The 20361-nt window shown below is 57.3% G+C and carries 14 protein-coding genes; 7 read left to right on the top strand and 7 right to left on the bottom strand.

The genetic code is table 11. The features are described from left to right. Nucleotides 1-130 precede the first annotated feature (130 nt). From OOT55_RS09260 to OOT55_RS09245, 4 genes are all read right to left on the bottom strand, one after another. Complete coding sequence (locus OOT55_RS09260) at nucleotides 131-1021, bottom strand: dihydrodipicolinate synthase family protein (protein ID WP_265365601.1); 891 nt, start codon at nucleotides 1019-1021, stop codon at nucleotides 131-133. 29 nt (nucleotides 1022-1050) lie between these two features. After that, entirely contained in the window at nucleotides 1051-2793 is a 1743-nt protein-coding gene (araD, locus tag OOT55_RS09255) for an L-arabinonate dehydratase (RefSeq protein ID WP_265365600.1), read from the bottom strand. 118 nt (nucleotides 2794-2911) lie between these two features. Beyond that, entirely contained in the window at nucleotides 2912-3940 is a 1029-nt protein-coding gene (locus tag OOT55_RS09250) for a LacI family DNA-binding transcriptional regulator (RefSeq protein ID WP_265365599.1), read from the bottom strand. A gap of 95 nt (nucleotides 3941-4035) precedes the next feature. Next, nucleotides 4036-4593, bottom strand: a complete 558-nt coding sequence (locus OOT55_RS09245) for a glutathione S-transferase family protein (protein ID WP_265365598.1) — start codon at nucleotides 4591-4593, stop codon at nucleotides 4036-4038. A 79-nt stretch (nucleotides 4594-4672) separates the two neighbouring features. Here OOT55_RS09245 and OOT55_RS09240 point away from each other — a divergent pair, with 79 nt between their 5' ends. The 4 genes from OOT55_RS09240 (at nucleotide 4673) to OOT55_RS09225 (ending at nucleotide 7760) form a co-directional block, all read left to right on the top strand. Then, nucleotides 4673-4906 (top strand): peptidase S14, encoded by a 234-nt coding sequence (locus OOT55_RS09240; protein WP_265365597.1) that lies wholly within the window; start codon nucleotides 4673-4675, stop codon nucleotides 4904-4906. A 57-nt stretch (nucleotides 4907-4963) separates the two neighbouring features. Next, nucleotides 4964-5731, top strand: coding sequence for a sulfite exporter TauE/SafE family protein (locus OOT55_RS09235; RefSeq protein ID WP_265365596.1), 768 nt, complete (start codon nucleotides 4964-4966; stop codon nucleotides 5729-5731). Nucleotides 5732-5814: 83 nt separating this feature from the next. Next, entirely contained in the window at nucleotides 5815-6351 is a 537-nt protein-coding gene (locus tag OOT55_RS09230) for a hypothetical protein (protein ID WP_265365595.1), read from the top strand. Between the two features lie 188 nt (nucleotides 6352-6539). Next, nucleotides 6540-7760 carry an ROK family transcriptional regulator gene (locus OOT55_RS09225; RefSeq protein ID WP_265365594.1) on the top strand — a complete coding sequence of 407 codons (1221 nt, stop codon included), beginning with the start codon at nucleotides 6540-6542 and terminating at the stop codon, nucleotides 7758-7760. 80 nt (nucleotides 7761-7840) lie between these two features. Here the strand turns inward: OOT55_RS09225 and OOT55_RS09220 are convergent, their stop codons facing one another. Genes OOT55_RS09220 through OOT55_RS09210 form a run of 3 tightly spaced genes read right to left on the bottom strand, consistent with a single transcriptional unit; the run spans nucleotide 7841 to nucleotide 11929 of the window. Beyond that, on the bottom strand, nucleotides 7841-9457 hold the full coding sequence (locus OOT55_RS09220; RefSeq protein WP_265365593.1) for a glycoside hydrolase family 32 protein: 1617 nt from the start codon (nucleotides 9455-9457) through the stop codon (nucleotides 7841-7843). A gap of 49 nt (nucleotides 9458-9506) precedes the next feature. Then, complete coding sequence (locus OOT55_RS09215; protein WP_265365592.1) at nucleotides 9507-10952, bottom strand: sugar porter family MFS transporter; 1446 nt, start codon at nucleotides 10950-10952, stop codon at nucleotides 9507-9509. Between the two features lie 50 nt (nucleotides 10953-11002). Beyond that, nucleotides 11003-11929, bottom strand: a complete 927-nt coding sequence (locus OOT55_RS09210) for an ROK family protein (RefSeq protein ID WP_265365591.1) — start codon at nucleotides 11927-11929, stop codon at nucleotides 11003-11005. 327 nt (nucleotides 11930-12256) lie between these two features. On the opposite strand from OOT55_RS09210, the gene OOT55_RS09205 reads away from it, so the two are divergent. The 3 genes from OOT55_RS09205 (at nucleotide 12257) to OOT55_RS09195 (ending at nucleotide 19754) form a co-directional block, all read left to right on the top strand. Continuing rightward, nucleotides 12257-14995, top strand: coding sequence for a glycoside hydrolase family 32 protein (locus OOT55_RS09205; RefSeq protein WP_265365590.1), 2739 nt, complete (start codon nucleotides 12257-12259; stop codon nucleotides 14993-14995). A 69-nt stretch (nucleotides 14996-15064) separates the two neighbouring features. Further along, on the top strand, nucleotides 15065-17980 hold the full coding sequence (locus OOT55_RS09200; protein WP_265365589.1) for a SusC/RagA family TonB-linked outer membrane protein: 2916 nt from the start codon (nucleotides 15065-15067) through the stop codon (nucleotides 17978-17980). A 49-nt stretch (nucleotides 17981-18029) separates the two neighbouring features. Further along, entirely contained in the window at nucleotides 18030-19754 is a 1725-nt protein-coding gene (locus tag OOT55_RS09195; RefSeq protein ID WP_265365588.1) for a RagB/SusD family nutrient uptake outer membrane protein, read from the top strand. Nucleotides 19755-20361: the final 607 nt, after the last annotated feature.

Below are 20361 nucleotides of genomic sequence, written 5' to 3'. Positions count from 1 at the left end.
CCTGAAAAGGTGTTCCCCCTTCCCGCCCCTCAGTGCCAAATGGAACGTTGGTGTGGGTGCTATTTCCCGAAACGTTAATCTGGCACCGCAGCATTCCGTTCGAAGCACTGTCTCCTGATGTCCTTTGTCATCACCAACCCTTCAAAATCTTTTTCAGCGCCTCACGCTGTGTCTCACTCAACTCAACAACACCAGGCGCGCGCGTCGGCCCCACTGGCCACCCCTGAATCTGCATCGCCTCTTTCACCACCGTCACATTTGCGCCATTGGATTCAAAGGTCCGCATTTTTTCGAACTCGCCAATCTTATCCACCAAAGCCCGGGCCTCACTCATCGCTTCGCGCTCCAGTGCGGCGTGGATCGCCAAGGACAACTCCGGGGCGACATTTACCAGTCCCGATGTAAAACCCCGGGCGCCGCAGGCGTAGAAGGGCAGGGCCCAGCTTTCCGCCAGGCCGCACAACCATTGTAGAGGGCTGCCTTGGGTGGCACGGATGCATTCACCCAGACGGATCGGGTCGGGCACAGCATACTTGACCGCCACCACATTCTCTATTTTCGCCAGGCGGACGAAGTGAGCCGGCTCCAGACCGGGGCTGCGCGCGTAGGCGATGATGGGCAGGTCGGTGCTGTCGGCGATCTGTTGAATATAGTCGATGACCAGCCGGGGCGAGCAGAAGGGGTCCGGTGGCTGGTGGATCATCAGGGCGTCGGCGCCGGCCTCTTGCGCGGCTTTTGCCAGGCGGATGGCTTCCCGGCCGCTGCGCCCGACGCCGGCAGTGACTTTGGCGCGACCGGCGTTGGCCTCGACCGCAATCTGGTAGCCGAGCACCACTTCGTCCAGGTCCTGAGCGTAGAACTCGCCGGTGTTGCCGCCGGTGACGATGTTGTGAATGCCGGCGCTGGCGATGCGATCGACCACTCTGTGCAACAGCGGCCGATCGACCTCGCCCGTGCTGTCATAGGGCGTGATGTGTACCCCGGAGATACCGTTCAGGGCAGTGCGGATGGCTTTGTACATAATGACTCTCTCGTGTTGGTCTGGGCGCCTCAGTGAATATCGGGTTCCTGGTCGGTGATGTCGGTCACCGGAATGGTTTCCAGGAAGTCGAAGTCGCAGCCTTCATTGGCCTGACTGACATGGGCCTGGTAGAGGGCGCCCCAGCCGCGGGTGAATTTGGGCTCCGGGGCTTTCCAGGCGGCACGTCGGCGGGCCATCTCGTTCTCGTCGATCAGGACATTGAGCTTGCGTTCCGGTACGTTGAGTTCGATCAGGTCGCCGGTCTGTACAAAGGCCAGTGGACCGCCCACGTGGGACTCCGGAGCCACGTGTAATACACAGGCGCCGTAGCTGGTACCGCTCATGCGCGCATCGGAGATCCGCAGCATGTCGCGCACGCCTTTCTCCAGCAGCTTTTTCGGGATGGGCAACTGGCCCCACTCGGGCATGCCCGGTGCGCCCTGGGGGCCAGCGCTTTTGAGCACAATAATGGAGTGCTCATCGATGTCCAGGGCCGGGTCGTCGATGCGCTCGCTCATGTCCTGATGGTTTTCAAAGACCACCGCCGGGCCGGTGTGGACCAGCAGGTGCGGTTCGGCGGCGGGCGGTTTGATCACCGCGCCATCGGGTGCGAGATTGCCACGCAGTACGGCAATGCCGTCCCGCTCGGACAGCGCGTTGTCCAGGGAACGGATGACGTCGTCATTAAAGACCCGGGCGCCGGCGATATTTTCACCCAGGGTTTTGCCGGTCACGGTGCGCTGGTCCAGATCCAGCAGGGATTTCATCACCTCCTGCAACGCGGGCAGGCCGCCGGCGTAGTAGAAGTCTTCCATCAGGTAGGCACCGGCGGGGCGCAGGTTGGCAATCACCGGCGTGTGCCGGGCGAGGGCGTCGAAGCGGTCGAGGGTCAGGGGGAATCCCGCGCGGCGGGCCATGGCGATGATATGCACAATCGAGTTGGTGGAGCCGGATAGCGCCAGAGCTACCCTGATCGCGTTGTCGAACGCGGCTTCGGTGAGAATGTCTTTCGGGGTGAGGTCCTCCCAGACCATTTCCACGATGCGCTTGCCGGTGCTGCAGGCCATCTGCGCGTGGCGCGAATCCGGCGCGGGAATGGAGGCGGCGCCGGTCAGGCACAGGCCCAGGGTTTCCGCCACGCTGGTCATGGTGGAGGCGGTACCCATGGTCATGCAGTGCCCCGGGGAGCGGGCAATGCCGCTTTCCACCCCCTGCCAGTCTTCCTCGGTGATGTTGCCGGCGCGCAGTTCGGCCCAGTATTTCCAGGTGTCGGAACCACTGCCCAGGGTCTTGCCCTGCCAGTTTCCGCGCAGCATGGGCCCGGCGGGCACAAAAATGGCGGGCAGGTTGGCGGAGATGGCGCCCATGATCAGCGCCGGGGTGGTTTTGTCACAGCCACCCATCAGCACGACGCCGTCGGCCGGGTAGGCGCGCAGCAGCTCTTCGGTTTCCATGGCCAGCATATTGCGATAGAGCATGGCCGTGGGTTTCTGGAAGGGCTCGGACAGGGTGGAGGCGGGCAGTTCCACCGGGAAGCCCCCCGCTTGCCAGACCCCCCGTTTGACCTCTTCCACCCGCTGCTTGAAGTGGGTGTGGCAGGGGTTGATGTCGCTCCAGGTGTTGACGATGGCGATCACCGGCTTGCCGGCGTAGTCATCGCGGGTGTAGCCCATTTGGGCGGTTCGGGAGCGGTGGCCGAAGGAGCGCAGGTCTTTGACGCCATACCAGCGATGGCTGCGCAGCTCTTCAGGGGAGCGTTTGGGCTGGCTCATAGGATTCTCTCGACTGTGTTTTTATGGATGCTTTTTCAGCCCTTGGGGCCGGTTGATAGCGGTCATGATTGCGCAATCATTTTTGGATTGCAAGCCCGGATTTGAAAAAAAGCGGCAGTCAGGCGCTGTCGCGCTTGACGATCTGGAAGCCCACGTCGATGGTGACGGGGTCGGCGGGTGGGTGCTCGCCGGTCATGGCATTGAGCAGGTGGCGGGCGGCCCGGTAGCCGATTTCGGCCCCGTTGATCTGTACGGAGCTGAGTGACGGAAGCGTATGGGCGGCGAAGTCCAGATCGCCAAAGCCGATTAACGCCATGTCACCGGGAATGTCGATGCCCCGCGCCCTGGCTTCGGTCATCACCCCCTGGGCCAGGGTGTCCGAGCTACAGTACACCGCTTCGGCCCGGATGCCCCGCTCCAGCAGGTGGGCGAAGGCTTGACGCCCCTGGCTGAAGCGGGCGGGGGTTTCAAGTCGCTCAACGGCCTCGGGGGTGAGGCCGGCTTCTTCCAGCGCCTGCATGAAGCCCGCTAATCGGGCTTCGGCGCGTTGGTCGTCGGCACTGATGGCCACGAAGCGCCGATGGCCCTGGTCCAGCAAATACTGCCCCACAGCGTGACCCACCTCGCGATGAGAGAAGCCGACCAGGGCGTCGAGCGGTTGCTCCCCCAGGTCCCAGGTTTCGACGATGGGGATGGCGGCGGCCTTGAGGCGGGTCCGGCTGATCCCGGTATGGTTCAGGCCGGTGAGGATGATGCCATCCGGGCGACGGCAGAGAATGGCTTCGAGCAGGTCCTGCTCCTGCGCCTCCGAATAACCGGATAGCCCGAGCAGCGTCTGATACCCGGCCTGCTCCAGGGTTTCGGTAATGGCCCGGACGGTTTCGGCGAAGATCGGGTTGGCGATTGTCGGCACAATCAGCGCCACCAGGCGGCTGCTCTGGGTGGCCAGGCTGCCGGCGAGCATGTTGGGCAGGTAGCCGGTTTTCTCGACCGCGGCGGCCACTTTGGCCCGCGCCTTTTCCGAGACCCGTTCGGGCTGATTCAGTGCCCGGGAGACGGTAATGGGAGAGACGCCCGCCACTTTGGCCACGTCGATCAGAGTGGGCGCCCGGCCGCGCTGTGGGTGCTGGGTCTGTCGCTCAGTCATGGTCGTGTCGGTTCTCGCGTCTGATCGGGGTCACCGCTGGTTGGGTGGATGTCTGGTCGCTCTATCTGCAGATACTGGGCCGGCGTCGAGCTGGATCACTTGGGTGGCGCCGTTTCGGCAAAAGGCGCGTATTGATCCAGGCCTTCCAGCAGCTCCGTAAGACTGGGGTATTGGTGGAAGCTGAAGCGCTTCCGGTAACGTCCCCAGGCCAGAACGCATCCCAGACGCAGCTCAAAGTCGCTGTAGGGGGCCTGGTTGCTCAGCGGGCGCTGGGCCAGGGCATCCAGGCAGGTGTCGATGCGGCGGCTCTGTCGCTCCAGATACGGGCTGTGTTCGGGGGTCAGGCCGTCCCGCTCCAGTACCAGCAGTATTTGAGCGGCATCCATCAGGGTGTTGGTCAGGCAGAAGTCGTCGAAATCGCGAAGACTGGGAAAGAAAGTCTGACCCGCTTTTTCCCGCAGGTAGCGCAGGATGGAGGACGAGTCGGTCAACAGCAGTTCGCCGTCCTGCAAAAAGGGCAGTTTCTGACTGGGTGAGCGCTCGGCGCTGGTGCGGGCATCGCTCTCGATGAATTCGCAGCGCAGGCCGGTCTCTGCCAGGGCGATGCGGCAGTGGCGAACGTAGGGGGAGGTATAGCTGCCAAACAGTTGCATGGATAGTGACTCCTCTGATGTTGTCCTAATGATAACGGAAAAGTGTGGTTTTTGGGGCCAAGGGGTCCGGAGGTGTGCAATGAAAGCGTCAGAGTTTTTGAAAAAGTACGAGCGTGAGCGCGCAAAAGCCAAAGAGAACGAGCACGAAGATCACTCCCTGCAGGCCCACGCCAGGGAACGGGCTCGTCACCCGGATCATCTGAATGCCGGAACCCCCTTTGACTGGGAAGACCTGGAAGCCTACCAGAAAGAGCTGGAAAGGCTCGAGAAGGAGGGCCCCGGCGGCTCCAGCGGGGATCCCGACAAAGGATAGCCGCGCTTGAGGGGGCAAAGCGCTGGTACAATGGCCGCTTTTTGACGGGAGCGGCGGATGATCGGCGGTTGGGAGTTTTACGCACTGGCCATTCCGGTGGTGTTATTGGTGGGGCTGTCAAAAGGTGGATTCGGGGGCGGCCTGGGCACTCTGGCCGTGCCGTCCCTGAGTCTGATGATCGATCCCCGCGTCGCCGCCGGCATTCTGCTGCCGATTCTGTGTACCATGGACCTGGTCAGCCTGTGGAGCTTTCGCGGCCGCTGGGACTGGGCCAACCTGAAGATCATGTTTCCCTGGGCCATGTTGGGCCTGCTCGGTGGCGCCCTGACCTTCCAGTACATGAGTGTGGATATGATCCGCCTGATGATCGGCGTCATGGCGCTCTACTTTGTGGGCCACTACCTCTGGGGCAAATACCTGCTGCAGCGGCTCCATGCGCACGGCCCCAGCGTCTGGCGGGGCGGTTTCTGGAGCGGTGTGTCCGGCTACGTCAGCTATATCGCTCACGCGGGTGGCCCTCCCATTGCCATCTATCTGTTGCCTCAACACCTGCCCAAAACGGTGTTTGTGGGCACCACAGTGCTGTTCTTCAGCGTGGTGAACTACACCAAGCTGGTGCCCTATGCCTTTTTCGGCCAATTGAATATCGGCAATGTCACCACCGCACTGGTGCTTCTGCCCTTCGCGCCGTTGGGGGTGTTGCTGGGCGTTTATCTGCATAAGCGGGTGTCGGATCGATGGTTCTACTGGACCTGCTACGGGCTGCTTCTGATCGCGGGTATCAAACTGCTGGTGGAGGGCGCGGCCGGCCTGATGGCGACCTGATTTTTTGTCGGGTGTTCAGTTTCGATTCAGATCCCCGGGGGTAATCTGGCATTACGTTAACCGGAATGCAGAGGGGGTGCCCCGTGAATCGTATACTGAGCCTGATCGTGATGACTGCCGCGTTGATCCTGATGGGGTGCGATGAAAGCCATGTGCAGGTCACGCACGTCAACGACAGACCCCACCGGGGTTCGGATTTTGTGCCCTATCTGAAAACCTTCAACATCATTGACAGCTATGGTGTGGATACGGCGTTGGACCCGGGCGTACCGTTGACGCTCGATCCCTATGTCGATGCCGGTATTTTCGAGATTGATTGGCAGGTGAACAGCCTGGAAGACTATCAGGTCAGCTTCCGCCTGAACGACCGCCCGTCGCTGACCGGCAGCTACGGCGTCTACACCGAAGTCTGCGGCGAAGGCTTGCCCTGTGACCAGGAGGCCATCCGCATCTGTCAGTACTACCCGGACCTGACCATGGCCTGCGGTCTGGATGACTATGTGACCGATGTAAGCCCGCTGATCTATGAGTTGCCGGAGAAGCTCTATGCGGTGCTGGAAGTGTGTGATCTGGATTCCAGCTACTGCGAATACGACTATTACCCGGTGTGGCTGGAATAACTGGATAGTGGCTCCTTCGGTAAAACTAATGAACCAGGCTGCTGGGGTTCCAGCCCACAAATGACAAGGTGCTGGCCATTATGGTCCGCGCTTTGTTAAACTGCGGTGATGTTTGACAAAGGGCTGCCGTTGAATACTCATTCAATAATTGATTCGGCAGCAGTCAGTCCATTCGGGAGCCGGAACACATGAGTCAGGGCAGTAACTCCAGCGGCCTGCGTCGCTACAACGAGCGGGTGATGCTCACCCATTTGCGCAAATACCGCACCGCGTCCAAATCCGATCTGGCGCGGGCCACCAATCTCACCCCCCAGGCGGTGACCCGTATCGTCGACGATCTTGAGCAGAATGAGCTGGTGGTTCGCGAAGGGCGACGCCTCGGTGGTCTCGGTCAACCCTCTACCCTCTACGCCATCAACCCGGCCGGTGCCTATTCCATCGGCATCAAGATCGGGCGGCGCGATCTCGAGTTGTTGTTGCTGGATTTCAGTGGCAAAACACTGGCCCAGTTCAAACGTGAATTCGATCAGCCGGATCCGGACTACATCCTCGAGCAGATTGATCAATTGTTACCCGAATTGCGCAACCACCTGGATAAAACCGGGCAGAAGCGCCTGCGCGGGGTCGGGGTTGCCATGCCCTGGTTTCTGGGCGCCTGGCCCAGCGATCTGGAGATGGCCGATGAGCTGTCCGAGCGCTGGCGCAATATCAACTTGAGCGAAGAGATTTCCAGTCGTATCGACCTGCCGGTGTTTTTTGAGAACGACGGGGCCGCCGCGGCCGTGGCGGAGTTGCAACTGGGCGTCGGGCGGGACATTTCTGATTTTCTTTACGTCAATATTGGGGCCTTTATCGGTGGCGGTCTGGTACTGCACGGTAACCTGGAGCCGGGGGTGCATGGCAACGCGGCGGAGTTGGCCTCAATGCCTGTCCCCCATTCCGAACTGTTCGGGCATAAGCCGGGCAAAGGCGGGTTTGACATGCTGACCCAAAGGGCTTCGCTGCTGACTCTGCGCCGGTACCTGAATCAGAAGGGGATTGAGATCAGCCATATCGGTGAGTTGCCGGAGCACATTGACAATGCCCGCATCTATATTCAGGAATGGATGAACGATTGTGCCGACGCGATGGTTTTTGCCTTCCTGTCCGCCATCAGCATTCTGGATCTGAAAGCCATTGTGATTGATGCCAACCTGCCGCGCTTTATCATTGAAGAGCTGGTGGCGATGGTAGAGCGGCGTCTGAGCACCATGGCGGCCAAGGACATTTTTGTACCGGCCATCATTCCGGGCCAGTTGGGGCCGGATGCCATCGCGGTGGGTGGTGGTATTCTGCCCTTCTATTCCTCGTTTGGCGCGGACAAAACCGTATTGCTGAAAGGCAGTGTGCCAGAGCGACGCATGATTTAAACGTTTATTGAAAACCGTTGTTCACAAAAAAGCCCCGGCAGTTGCCGGGGCTTTTTTGTGTAGATGGGTAAGTGATTGGCTTACCAGATGGACTTCAATGGCCAAGCGTCGATGCGATCGAACGTGGCGCTGCCACCTTCGACAAATACTTCGATGCCTTCGCTGTCCGCTTGCGGGAAGATCTTGTCGCTGATGGCAACCACACCATCGTGTGCGAACACTTCCACAGACGACCAGTCGATAAACAGGTGCAGCTCCACTTGGCCGTTATCCAGCGGCAGCGGCGCCACGTGAACGCCCGGGAAGTCCCCGTGGAAGTCCACCTGTCCGGACTGGGTGCGATCCAGTGCCAGGGTTTCCTCGTCCACGTCATAGCGCAGCACGGTTTTCTCGCCGTCGCCGGTACGCAGGTTGAGGCCAACCACCTCCGCATCCCCCGGTGTAAAGGTCACTTTCATTTCCAGCGCCTTGCCCTGAATGTTCCAGTCCGCCAGTGAGCGGGTGTTGTTGGTGACGGTCAGGTTGCTCAGTGACTGTTGTTCGCCGCGCAGAGTTTGCAGTTCTTCAACCGGTTCCTGAACCATCTTCAGGCCGCCGTCATGACTCGCCAGTTCCAGCGTGCGGGGAATGCTCTGGGAGCTGCGCCAGGGAGAGGTGGGCAGTTCCTGCGCATACTGCCAGTTGTTCATCCAACCCACCCAGATGCGGCGTCCGTCTTCTTCCGGGACGTCAGACCAGGAAACGGCGGCGTAAAAGTCTTTGCCGTAGTCCACCCACTGGTGCGGGCCGGACTCGCTCTCGGGCATGGCGTCTTCATCGGGAATGAACTGCTTGCCGTCAAACTCACCGACAAAGTACAGACCGCCGGAACCTCCGGCGATGGAACCCTCTTCTCCGGCACCGAGATCCACTTCCAGGACCCACTTGCGTGTGTCTTCATCGCCATCGATTGGCAGGGCAAACAGATCCGGACACTCCCAGATACCCAGTTCGGACTCCGGGGATTCAAAATGGCTCAGGAAGGTCCAGTCCTTCAGATTGGGCGAGCTGTAAAAGGCGATCTTGTAGTCGGTGGACAACGCCACCACCATGATCCACTGCTCGCTTTCCTCGTGCCAGATGACCTTGGGGTCACGGAAGTTTTCCATGCCTTCATCCAGGACCGGGTTGCCCGCGTACTTGGTCCAGGTGCGACCATTGTCCAGGCTATAGGCCAGTTGCTGATTCTGCCCTTTCTCCGGCGCCTGTTTGTGGCCGGTATAGATGGCCACCATGGGCGGGTTGTCTTTGGTGCCAAAGCCCGATGTGTTGTGATGGTCCACCACCGCGCTGCCCGAGAAAATCATGTACTCCTCGTCCTCGGGAATGGCCACCTTCTGTTCTTCCCAGTGCACCAGGTCTTTGCTGATGGCATGACCCCAGCTCATATGACCCCACTTGTCGCCGTAAGGGTTGTACTGGTAGAACATGTGGTACTCACCGTTGTGGTACACCAACCCGTTGGGGTCGTTCATCCAGTTTTCTTTGGGCGTGTAGTGGAACTGCGGACGAAATGGCTCCTGATAGAGGGCGGTGGCGGCCGGCGCGCGGGTCTCCACTTGCGCGTCGGTATTCGACGTGCTTGTGTTGCTGCCGGTGCAGCCGGCGATGGCGAGCGCCAGCGCCGAGGTCAACGGGAGAGTGAATGTCTTGTGCATGGTATACCTCGCTATAGGTCTCTTAGTGATTGATTATTCGATAATCTTGTCAGGCCGACGTGGCGGCCTCGGGGGTTCCCGGCTTGGTGTCGCGCACATGCAGGGTGTACTCCAGGTCTTCCAGCGATGTGCCTTTGGTTTCCGGCATGATTTTCCAGACAAACAGGAACTGCAATACCATCATCAGACCGAAGAAGATAAATACCAGCCCGCCGTTACCGTCCGCAAAGACCGGGAACAACCAGGACACGGCGGCCGCCATGAACCAGTGTGTGAAACTGCCAAACGCCTGGCCTTTGGCTCGTACCCGGTTGGGGAAGATTTCCGAAATAAACACCCAGATGACGGCGCCCTGAGAGATGGCAAAGGCTGCAATAAAGCCTAGCAGACCGTAGAGCACCAGGCTGCCGGAGATTTCCTCGGCCATAAACTGGAAGCTGACCAGAAACAGCGAGGCGGCGGTGCCGATGGAGCCGATGAACAGCAGGGGACGACGGCCGAGTTTATCGATCATGAACAGGGCGATGACGGTGAACATGAAATTGGTGCCACCCACCAGAACCGCCTGCAGTAGGGATGCCTCGGTGCTGAAGCCGGCACTCTCAAAAATGCGCGGCGCGTAGTACATCAATGCGTTGATGCCTGAGAGTTGATTGAACATGGCAATGGCCCAGGCGCAGAAAATCGGGAACATATACTTGCGCTGAAACAGTCGGTCCGAGGCGCCGTTGTCGTCGTCCTTCAGCGAGCGTTCGATATCCGCCAGTTCCTGTTCGACATTGGGCTCGCCCATTTTGACCAGGACGTCGTGGGCTTCAAGAATGCGCCCTTTCTTGACCAGCCAGCGCGGGCTGTAGGGAATGAGAAACAGCAGTGCCAGAAACAGCGCTGCGGGGACCGCTTCGATACCCAGCATCCAGCGCCATGCTGTCGCATCGTCAATGGACAGGCCAATCACATAGTTGGACAGAAACGCCAGCAGAATACCGCCTACCACGTTCAACTGGTTGATCGCCACCAGCCGGCCGCGCATGGCGGCGGGAGAAATTTCCGCGATGTACATCGGCGCCACCACCGAGGCGGCGCCCACCGCCAGACCGCCGATCAGGCGATAGACCAGAAACTCGCCCCAGACAGTGGCCAGCGCGCTGCCCACCGCAGAGATGAAATACATGACCGCGATGACCATCAGGGAGCGTTTGCGGCCCAGCCAGTCGGCCGGCTTGCCTACGCTCAGGGCGCCAATGACGGTACCGATCAGGGCAATGGCGACGGTGAAGCCCAGCCCATTGCTGCTGAGTTCGAACTCCCGCTCCAGGGCGCCGGTGGTGCCGGAAATGACGGCCGTATCAAACCCGAACAGCAGACCACCCAGGGCGGCCACGATGGTGCTGAAGATGACGACACGGTGAGAACGGGGCGGTGCTGCCCCCGGTGAATGGTTCATGGTTACTACCTCGCTTGGATTATTGTTTGTGGTTTTTTGGGGAGCCATCGTGCGTGGCTCCTCGTTATTACGTTGTGAATGATGTGTGCTCGGGCCCGCTATCCTGCCGCCGTGGAGGTCATTGAAGGAGCTATCGCCTGAGCCATAAGCAGCGCGCCCACTTCCCCGGCATGACCACCGAGCATGGGTGCCACGATGTAGTCCTGCGGGCTTTTTGCGGCGGCACCGCAGGGGTAGCCATTGATGTGGCCACTAAAACGTTCGTGGATCCGGGGGAAAAGGTGGCTCTGCTTCATCACGCCCCCGCCCAGAATTATCCGCTGGGGAGAGTAGGTGACGGTCAGGTTCCAGCACAGGGCGGACAGGTAGTCAGCCTGGATGTCCCATGCTTTGTGGTCTTGAGGAAGGGTGTCGGCCTTTTGGTTCCAACGCTTTTCGATGGCCGGACCGGAGGCCAGTCCTTCCAGGCAGTCGCCATGAAAAGGGCAGGCACCGGGGAAGGGGTCGACCTGCCAGTCATGTGGCAGAAGCATATGGCCGACCTCCGGGTGCATGGCGCCCTTGACTGGCTGGCCATTGGCGACAACGCCGGCGCCCACACCGGTTCCGATGGTGACATAAACATAATCATCCAGCCCCTGAGCGGCGCCGAGAGTCCCTTCCCCGAGCGCGGAACCGTTGACGTCGGTATCAAACGCCACCGGTACCTTCAGTGCTTTGGACAGCGTGCCCACCACATCGGTATTGGACCAGTGCGCTTTGGGAGTGTCGGTAATGAAGCCGTAGGTGGGTGAGTTCAGGGACAGGTCCACCGGGCCAAAGCAGGCCACGCCGAGCGATGCGATGGCACCATGCCGGGCCTGGGCCTGCTCAAAAAAACGGATGGCGGCGCCAAGGGTTTCTTCCGGGCGGGTGGTCGGAAAGCTGGCGCGCTCCAGAATCTCCGTCGGTGAGCGGCCCAGCACACAGTTGAACTTGGTGCCGCCGGCTTCGATGCCCGCAAACAGGCAGGGTAGTGACTTCACGTTGATTCTCGCTCTTATTAGGTTTACTGATTTACGGCGTACGCCCATTTCGATTAAGTAAATCACGGTTAAATATAAGTGTCAATAGCGATATTAAAGGATGATATATGGTTCTAGGTTTTTATAATAAGATGGTTATGGTATGTTGTTATTAACACAAGGTTAATAAAATAGTTGAAATAGGTTAAATCATTCTGTAATTTAGAGGGTGCCGGCTCGACAGAAGCATTTTTTCGAGTTTCATAAGTTGGATATATAACGAACAAGCTCTCGATAACTCCCAGCTATTTAGGGGGTGTCATAAAGGGAGCCCAACGAGGAAAAGCAATGACAAATTATAAATACAGTAATTGGGTATCTGCCGTTCTTTGGGTTGCAGGGGTGTCGCTAGTCGGATGCAAGACCGGCCCCGCAGACAGTCCGCCGGAAAGTGTTGTCGAAGCCGGTGTGAGCGCCAGCTCGAGCAGTTCCTCTGCGAGCGAATCCAGCCAGTCCAGTAGTTCATCGTCCGTTGCGACGGACAATTACCCACCTGCGCCATTGTTTGAGCACGCAGGTTTTGAATTTTGTTGCGGTGGCTATGGCACTTATGAGGCGCATGGTTTTGCGGCTTCCGGTGTCGTTCAGATGCTGGATGGCGGCCAATGGGCGGCCGATATAGATGGCGCCGAGGGAGAGCGGGTGTTTGCCAGCTTTGGAGACGGCTTCGACGATGAAGGCGACACCTCGGCGGAATGGAAAGGTTGGGAGCTCACGGGCTCCTTGACGTCTCCCGAATTCGAGGTTCCGGCTCGTTATATTAATTTCCTGGCGGGTGGTGGAACCAATACCTTCGACTCCGATCGTCCAACGGCCATTGTTCTGAAGGTGGGTGGAGATATTGTTCGTCATGCTACGGGCAACGGACAAGAAGCGGCAATGTCGGTGGTGACCTGGGATGTACAGGACTACATCGGCCAGATGGCGCGCATAGAAATTATTGATGGACATGACGATGCAGGCGATGATGGATCTCTTCCCATGATCCTTGCAGATCGGTTTGAGGCCAGCTCCAGTGCCGAGACAACTCCCTCTGGAGTAACTGAAGGCGGTGAGGTCGAGCTGGTATTTACCGAATCTCCGGAAACCGAAGGCTTCAGCCTGTTTTCCCGGTCCGGCTCTGAACAGAACATCGCTGGCTTTGAGTTCTGCTGCGGAGGTTTTGATACGTACCAAGAGCACAACTTCGGTGCGACAGGGGACTTTGTCTATCTCGATGGCGGAGAGTGGGCCGAAGCATTTGACGGTAAGCAGGGGGAGCGTGTGTTCGCCAGCTTTGGTAATGCCTTCGACCAAGATGAGGAAAACTTTTTCCTAGGTTGGAATGCGACGGGCCGGTTGAGCTCCCCGGAATTCGTCATTGGTAGTAACTTCATCAACTTTCTGGTTGGTGGTGGTGACAACCACTATAACGAACCCAACGCCACTGCGGTGGTTCTACGAGTTGAGGGCGAAATCGTTCGCCACGCGTCGGGTGCCAACGTTGAAAATGCATTGGCCTGGGTAAGCTGGGATGTTTCGGCGCTGAAAGGTCATAAAGGGGTGATCGAAATTATTGATATGCACCCGGATGATGGCTCTGATGAGGCTCTTCCCTACATCCTTGCGGACGAATTCCGGGCTGCTGACAAGGTGGCAGTGGAACCAGCGGAAGATAGTGTGGTAACCAATACGTTGCCAGGGCCTCTGGCCAGTCGCCTGAAGGTGGGTGATCCCAATCCCTATTATGAGGACGGTACATTCTATCTGTACTATCTTCATGATGACGGACGCCATCCCTGGTATTTGTCCCAAACTGACGATCTGGTAAATTTTTCCAGTGCTTACGAAGTCCTCTCACCCGGGAGTGAGTCTGATAGTCAGGACAACTGGACTGGTTCTGGAAGTGTCATCAAAGATGACTCAGGGCAGTACCGCATGTACTACACCGGCCATAATCAGACGATTCAACCCGTCGAAGCTGTCATGCTGGCAACGGCAGATAGCCCTGACTCGGACAGCTGGACCAAACAAGCTGAGGCAACCTTTACCGGAAGCGAGGGCTACAGCGACTTTGATTTCCGTGACCCTTGGGTGTTCTGGAATGAGAGTGACAACGCCTACTGGATGCTTCTGACTTCCCGTTACAACAGTCAGGCTGCAATTGCTCTATATACTTCCCCTGACCTTAGTACATGGACCGCAGAAGCGCCTCTGTACCAAGAATCCTCTGATCTTAACCTCGAGGTGCCTGACTTACTTCAATTGTCCGGTGATGAGTACTTGATCTATTCAGATCAGAGAGATGCCTCCCGGCAGGTTCGACACCTGGTACCGGACGGTGCAGGTGGCTGGGAGTACCCGGAATTTGATGCATTGGACGGTCGTGGTTACTACGCTGGTCGATCCGCTGGCCCGGAGAGTAACAAGCTGCTATTCGGCTGGGTGCCACATAAATTGGGATCCGTCGATAGTGGCCGATTCCGTTGGGGGGGCGACCTGGTAATACACCAATTGTATAAAACGGATGCTCAGGGGTTGGCTGTCGCTTTGCCTGATGCGCTACGCACAGAGCTTTCTTCCGAGGCGGCGTTGAACGTCGTAGCTCAGACAGATGGGACCACGGTGAACGATGGAAATGCTGTGCTTACGGGCGATAGTTCGGTTCTGTTTGAGTCTGTTAACCAGTTGACTCGGATGACGCTAAGTATTGACCAATTTCCAGTGGATGCGCCTTTTGGTGTCGAATTCAGAGATGCAGGGACTGGCAGAATGGCCCGCGTAGCGTTTGATGCCAGTGCGAATGAAGTGTCGTTCTCGTTGGATGGTAGCCGGGGTAACCCCCTCGACCCGATCGTCAGCGCTCCGCTGACTGAAGGTGAACCCATAGAATTGGAGGTTTTGCTGGATCCGGTTCTGGAGTATGGCGTCGTTTACATAGATGACTTCCGTGCATTGACCTTCCGCTTTTACGAGCTGGAGCAGTACGACATAGGCCTTTATTCCGAGTCGGGCCTGAATGTCAGTTCGATAAAACGATTCGAGTAACGCTAACTCGTTTTCAATCTGAGTCATTGAGATGACCGTGTTTCAACAATAAGTAAGAGGATGCACTCTATGAACAAGTCACTATTTACCTTAAGCGCACTCGCGTGCGCGATAACGCCGGGCCTGGCCTATGCGCAGTCTGGCAGTGATCCAGCGATGCAGCCGCTGGAGGAAGTTGTGGTTACCGGCTACAGCACGACCGAGGAGAAGAAGCTGCTTGGTGCCGTAAATGCGGTGAACCTGGACGACGTTCAGGACTTACCTTCGGGTAATATCATGCAGAACCTTCAGGGACGCCTTCCGGGGGTTCAGATCAGCTCAAACGGGAATCCCAATCCATCCTCTCGTGTGCGTATTCGGGGTCAGGGTATTGGCGGCCTTGGTTTCAATGACCCGCTATACGTGATTGATGGCGTGCCAACCACCAAAGGCATGCATGAGTTGAACCCCAACGATATTGCCTCCATCCAAGTCCTGCGGGACGCGGCAACCGGCAGCGTCTACGGTGCCCGGGCTGCTAACGGGGTCATCGTGATTACCACCAAGAAGGGCTCTGACGCGGAAGGTGTTCAAGTCAAGCTCAACCAGTCTTTTCAGGAATACTCCTATGATCTTAATCCGCTGAACACTCAGCAGCGGGCGCGCGCGGTATTTCAGGCAGCAGTCAATGATGGCTCTGATCCCAACAATGCCAGCCCCTTGTATAACTATGACTGGAACGGGGATTTCAACAATCCCCAGCTGAATGAGATTCGTTTGCCCGAATATCTCGATTCGGCGCAGACAATGCGACCGGCTGACACCAACTGGTTTGATGCAGTAACCCGAACTGCCAAAGTGAGCGATCTGCACATTTCCATGGGGAACTCCACTGACAGGTCAAACGTATACGCGTCATTTGGTTACTACAATGCGCAGGGCGTTGTCGATGAGTCTGAGTTTGAGCGTCTGGCCTTTCGTGTGAACTCCAGTCTGGACTTTCTTGATGGCGATGTGACGATTGGTGAAAACTTTACTTTTACCAATCAAGTGTCCAATAAAGTCAATGATTTGGCCGAAGGGGCTCTCAATCTGTCCATTGAGCAGCAGTCCATTGTGCCGATCCGAACGGAAGATGGCCTAGGTTGGGGTGGTCCGGCTGCGGGCATAACCGACCGGGACAATCCGGTGCGTCTGATCGAGATGAACAAGGACAATGAAAACACCTATAACCGGGTGGTCGGTAACGCCTATGTAGAATACCGTCCATTGGATGATCTGATCCTGCGGTCCAATGTGGGGGTAGATTACGGCCAGTTCTATTATCGCGATTACACGCGTGCCTTTCAGGCAGGCAATCTCAACTTTGAAGATCAGTTGATTACCAACCATAACTGGAACAAGACACTGGTGTGGACCAATACGGCTGAGCAGAGCTGGAGCTTTGATGGTGGCCACTTTCTGAAAGTTCTGGTAGGGGCGGAAACGGTTGATTTTGAAACCGAAGGATTTTCCGGTAGCAACCAGGGTTACGCCTCGGATAGTCGCGACTTTGCGTTCCTGTCTCAGGGCACCTCTGGAACCGAAGTGGGCGGCTCCGGTGACGCCTGGAATATGCAGTCCTATTTCACTCAGATTGACTACGATTTCGAGGGCCGATATCTGGCGTCGGTCACGGTACGGCGCGATGGTTCTTCCCGATTTGGTGAAAATAACCGCTACGGTACCTTCCCCGCCGTGTCAGCTGGCTGGTTTATCTCTGATGAAGCTTTCTTTGATGTCGATTTTATCGACGAGCTGAAGTTGCGTGCGAGCTGGGGTGAAAACGGTAACCAGGAAATTGATACCCGGGCGACCTCTACCATCTACGAAAGTCGCTACGCGACGACCTCCCTGTTTACCACTCAGCAGGATGAGGGCACTGCGTACGACCTGAATGGTGCGGATACCGGCAACCTGCCTTCGGGCTTCGCCCGGGTACAGATCGGCAACCCGGACCTGAAGTGGGAGACATCGGTACAGACCAACGTGGGTATCGACTTTGAAATGTTCGGTGGTTCCTTCTGGGGCTCACTGGACTGGTTCGATAAAACCACCGAAGACATTCTGACCCGCACCCAGCCTCTGGCCACGCAGGGTGAAGGGGCGTCCCAGATCGTTAACGGCGGTACCATCGAGAACTCCGGTTTTGAACTGGTGCTGAACTATGCCAACGACTTTGAGATTGATGGCGTCGGTGTATTCAATTATGAGATCAGCGGCAACGTCTCAAGCGCCGAGAACGAAGTTATTTCGCTGCCCGCGGATGTGGTGAACTCCTTCCCCGGTGACGGACGTGACAAGACAATTCTCGGGCAGTCCATCAACGCCGTATACGGCTATGTTGCCGACGGTCTGTTTCAGAGCCAGGACGAAGTGGACGCTCATGCAACTCAGGGCGGCGCTGCGCCAGGTCGCATTCGTTACTCGGACCTGAATGGTGATGGCGAAATCACCGAAGCTGATCAGACGTTCTTCACGACCTCCGATCCGGATCTGATCTATGGTGTGAACTTCAAGCTCGGGTATGAAAACTGGGACTTCAATATGTTCTGGCAGGGCGTTCACGGTGGGCAGATTCGCAACCATTGGCGCTTCTTTACCGACTTCACCTCGCTGAACGCCGGTTCCAACTATGGTGATCGCGTGCTGGGAGCCTGGAGCCCGGAAAACACCGGCAGCAACGTGCCGGCACTGACTCTGGTCGACAACAACAACGAGGCCCGCTCTTCCACCTTCTTCTGGGAAGATGCGTCCTACCTCAAGTTGCGTGACCTGTCAGTGGGCTACACCCCATCGGACAGCTTCTGGGGAGCCATTGGTGCCAGCACGGGTCGCTTCTATATCCAGGGGCAGAACCTGCTGACCATTACGCCGGACGGTACCCTGGCTCAGGATCCTGAGACGCCGGGAGCCACTTTCCCGATTCCGCGCAGCATCAATGTGGGTATGAATGTCACCTTCTAAGCCGGGACCCTATAACGAATTCAAATATTGAACTATTGAGGTTAACATCATGAATAAGACTTATAAGTTAGCACTGTCCGCGGTGATGGCCTTTGCCATTACGGCGTGTGGCAGCGACTCTCTGGACGTTGAGCCGAAGTCGGCCTTGAGTGAAGAACAGGTAAAAACCGTCGATAATCTGGACGCGTTGGTGACCTCAGCGTACTCCTACCTGGGCAACGACCACTACACGGCCCCGATGTACCTGTGGCCGACGGGCAACCTGCGTGCGGGCGACGCCCACAAGGGTGGTAACGGTGCGGCGGACATTTTCGCCTATCATGCCCTGTCGCTGTACGAGCCGCTGGTGGCAGATGGTGAGTCCTTCCCCCCGGACTTCATTGACCTGAACAACAAAAAATGGGTGCGTGATTTCACCGGTATTTCCCGAGTGAACTCGGCGCTTCAGGTCATGAATGACGTGGATGAAAGTGTTTATCCGAACAAAGCCGCACGGCAGGCGGAACTTCGCTTTATCCGGGGTGTGTTCTACTTCGATCTTAAAATCCACTACAACCGGGTGCCCTGGATTGATGAAACCATGACCCCAGAGCAGGTGGAGACCGCGAGCAATGTGGATCTGACGTCCCAGGAGCTGTGGGACAAAATTGCCGCCGATTTCCGCTTCGGTGTGGAAAACCTGCCTTTGCCTCAGGACCAGGCGCAAGTCGGTCGGGCTGATCGCGATGCCGCGCGGGCCTATCTGGCCAAGACGCTGCTCTATCAGGCCTATGTGCAGGACGAGAATCATCAGGTGACCAGCATTGATGCCGACAAGCTGGAAGAGGTGGTCAGCCTGGTGGACGACATTGAGGAAAATGGCCATTACGGTCTGGTGAATGATTACGCGGAGAACTTCCTGTGGGAGTTTGAGAACAACCGTGAGTCCGTGTTTGAAATCCAGCGTTCACGTGACGATGGCAGCCCCGATGGTCGAGGCTCCTGGGGTGTGGCTCTGAATACCCCGATGGCCGGTGGTTTCGGTTGCTGTGGTTTCCATGTGCCCACGGAAAACTTTGTCAACGCGTTCAAAACCGGTGCCGATGGTCTGCCGCTGTTTGATTCCTTCAACGACAGCAACTACGACGCATCGTCTGACATGGTTGATCCCCGTCTGGATCACACCGTCGGTATGGAAAGCAAACCGTTCAAATACGACGATGACCTGATTGTGGAAGACGCAGACGCCTGGGCGCGCAACCCGGCCACCTACGGCAACTTCATTTCCATGAAGGAGCTGGAACATCCCGACTGCGAGTGCCGTATGCAGAACGGTCCTTTTACGGTGACCTCCAAAAATACGATTCTGGTTCGTTACGCCGACGTATTGTTGTGGAAAGCGGAAGCGTTGATCGAGCTGAATCGCGAAGATGAAGCCCTGCCGATCATCAACCGGATTCGCCAGCGTGCGGCGGGCAGTACCGGTCGTCTGGGGAACAACTTCAGTATCTACAATATTGGCACCTACAGCGACTTTGCTGACCAGGATGAAGCTCGTCGGGCCCTGCGCTGGGAGCGTCGTCTGGAGTTGGGCCTGGAAGGGCACCGGTTCTTTGATCTGGTTCGTTGGGGCGTGGCCAAAGAAACACTGGATGCGTACCTGGAAGTCGAACAGACGCGCAAGGAGTATCTGACCGATGCGGAGTTTAAGGCCGGCAAGCATGAGTACATGCCGATCCCGCAGCAGCAGATCAATCTCAGTGGTGGTGTTTACCAACAGAACCCGGGTTACTGAAACCGGGTGTTATGAACACGTCCTGCACCAGACTCTCCGCGGTGCAGGACGCTCTCCAGCGTGTTGGGTGCTGGAGCTCTCCCAGGGAATGTCTCTCCCTAAATTGGCACAATGTTGGTGCAGGCGCGCCCCGAGAGGGGCGCGCCTTTTTATTTGGGTGTGTCCCGGCACCGGCTCGGCTTGATGATACCTGGGTCAATATCACAGTTATTTATATAACAGTGCGTTTTTTTATAATTGGGTGAATAAAACCATTTAAAATCAAATTGTTACGCGATTTATAACACTTTTCCTGTATTTTTGCTTATTTAATAAATGTGTTGAAATTAGTTGGGGAGTTATGTAAGTTGCTGTGCATGGAAGAAGCGGTAAAAGGCTAGGGAAAAATTCAGGTCAATACCGGAAGCGGTCGTTCAGCTTTCAAAATCGAGCTCTCCTTCTATCTGGAGCCCTGCGAATTGGGGCTGCAGCCAGTAGGGCAAACAATAAAAGTGTGAGCTATTATGAGTAAGTCACTCGTTGTTCTGTTCGGGTATGTAGTGTTCCCGTCGGCGCAACCCTCCTCTAGATGTCCGCCATGGCCTGGCGGTTGACTCATAGTTGGCTC

It is taken from the genome of Marinimicrobium sp. C6131 (genome assembly GCF_026153455.1).
In the GTDB taxonomy this organism is placed as follows: Bacteria; Pseudomonadota; Gammaproteobacteria; order Pseudomonadales; family Cellvibrionaceae; genus Marinimicrobium.
The sequence above is the reverse complement of the archived record's forward strand: the minus strand, read 5'-3'. Positions and strand labels throughout refer to the sequence as shown.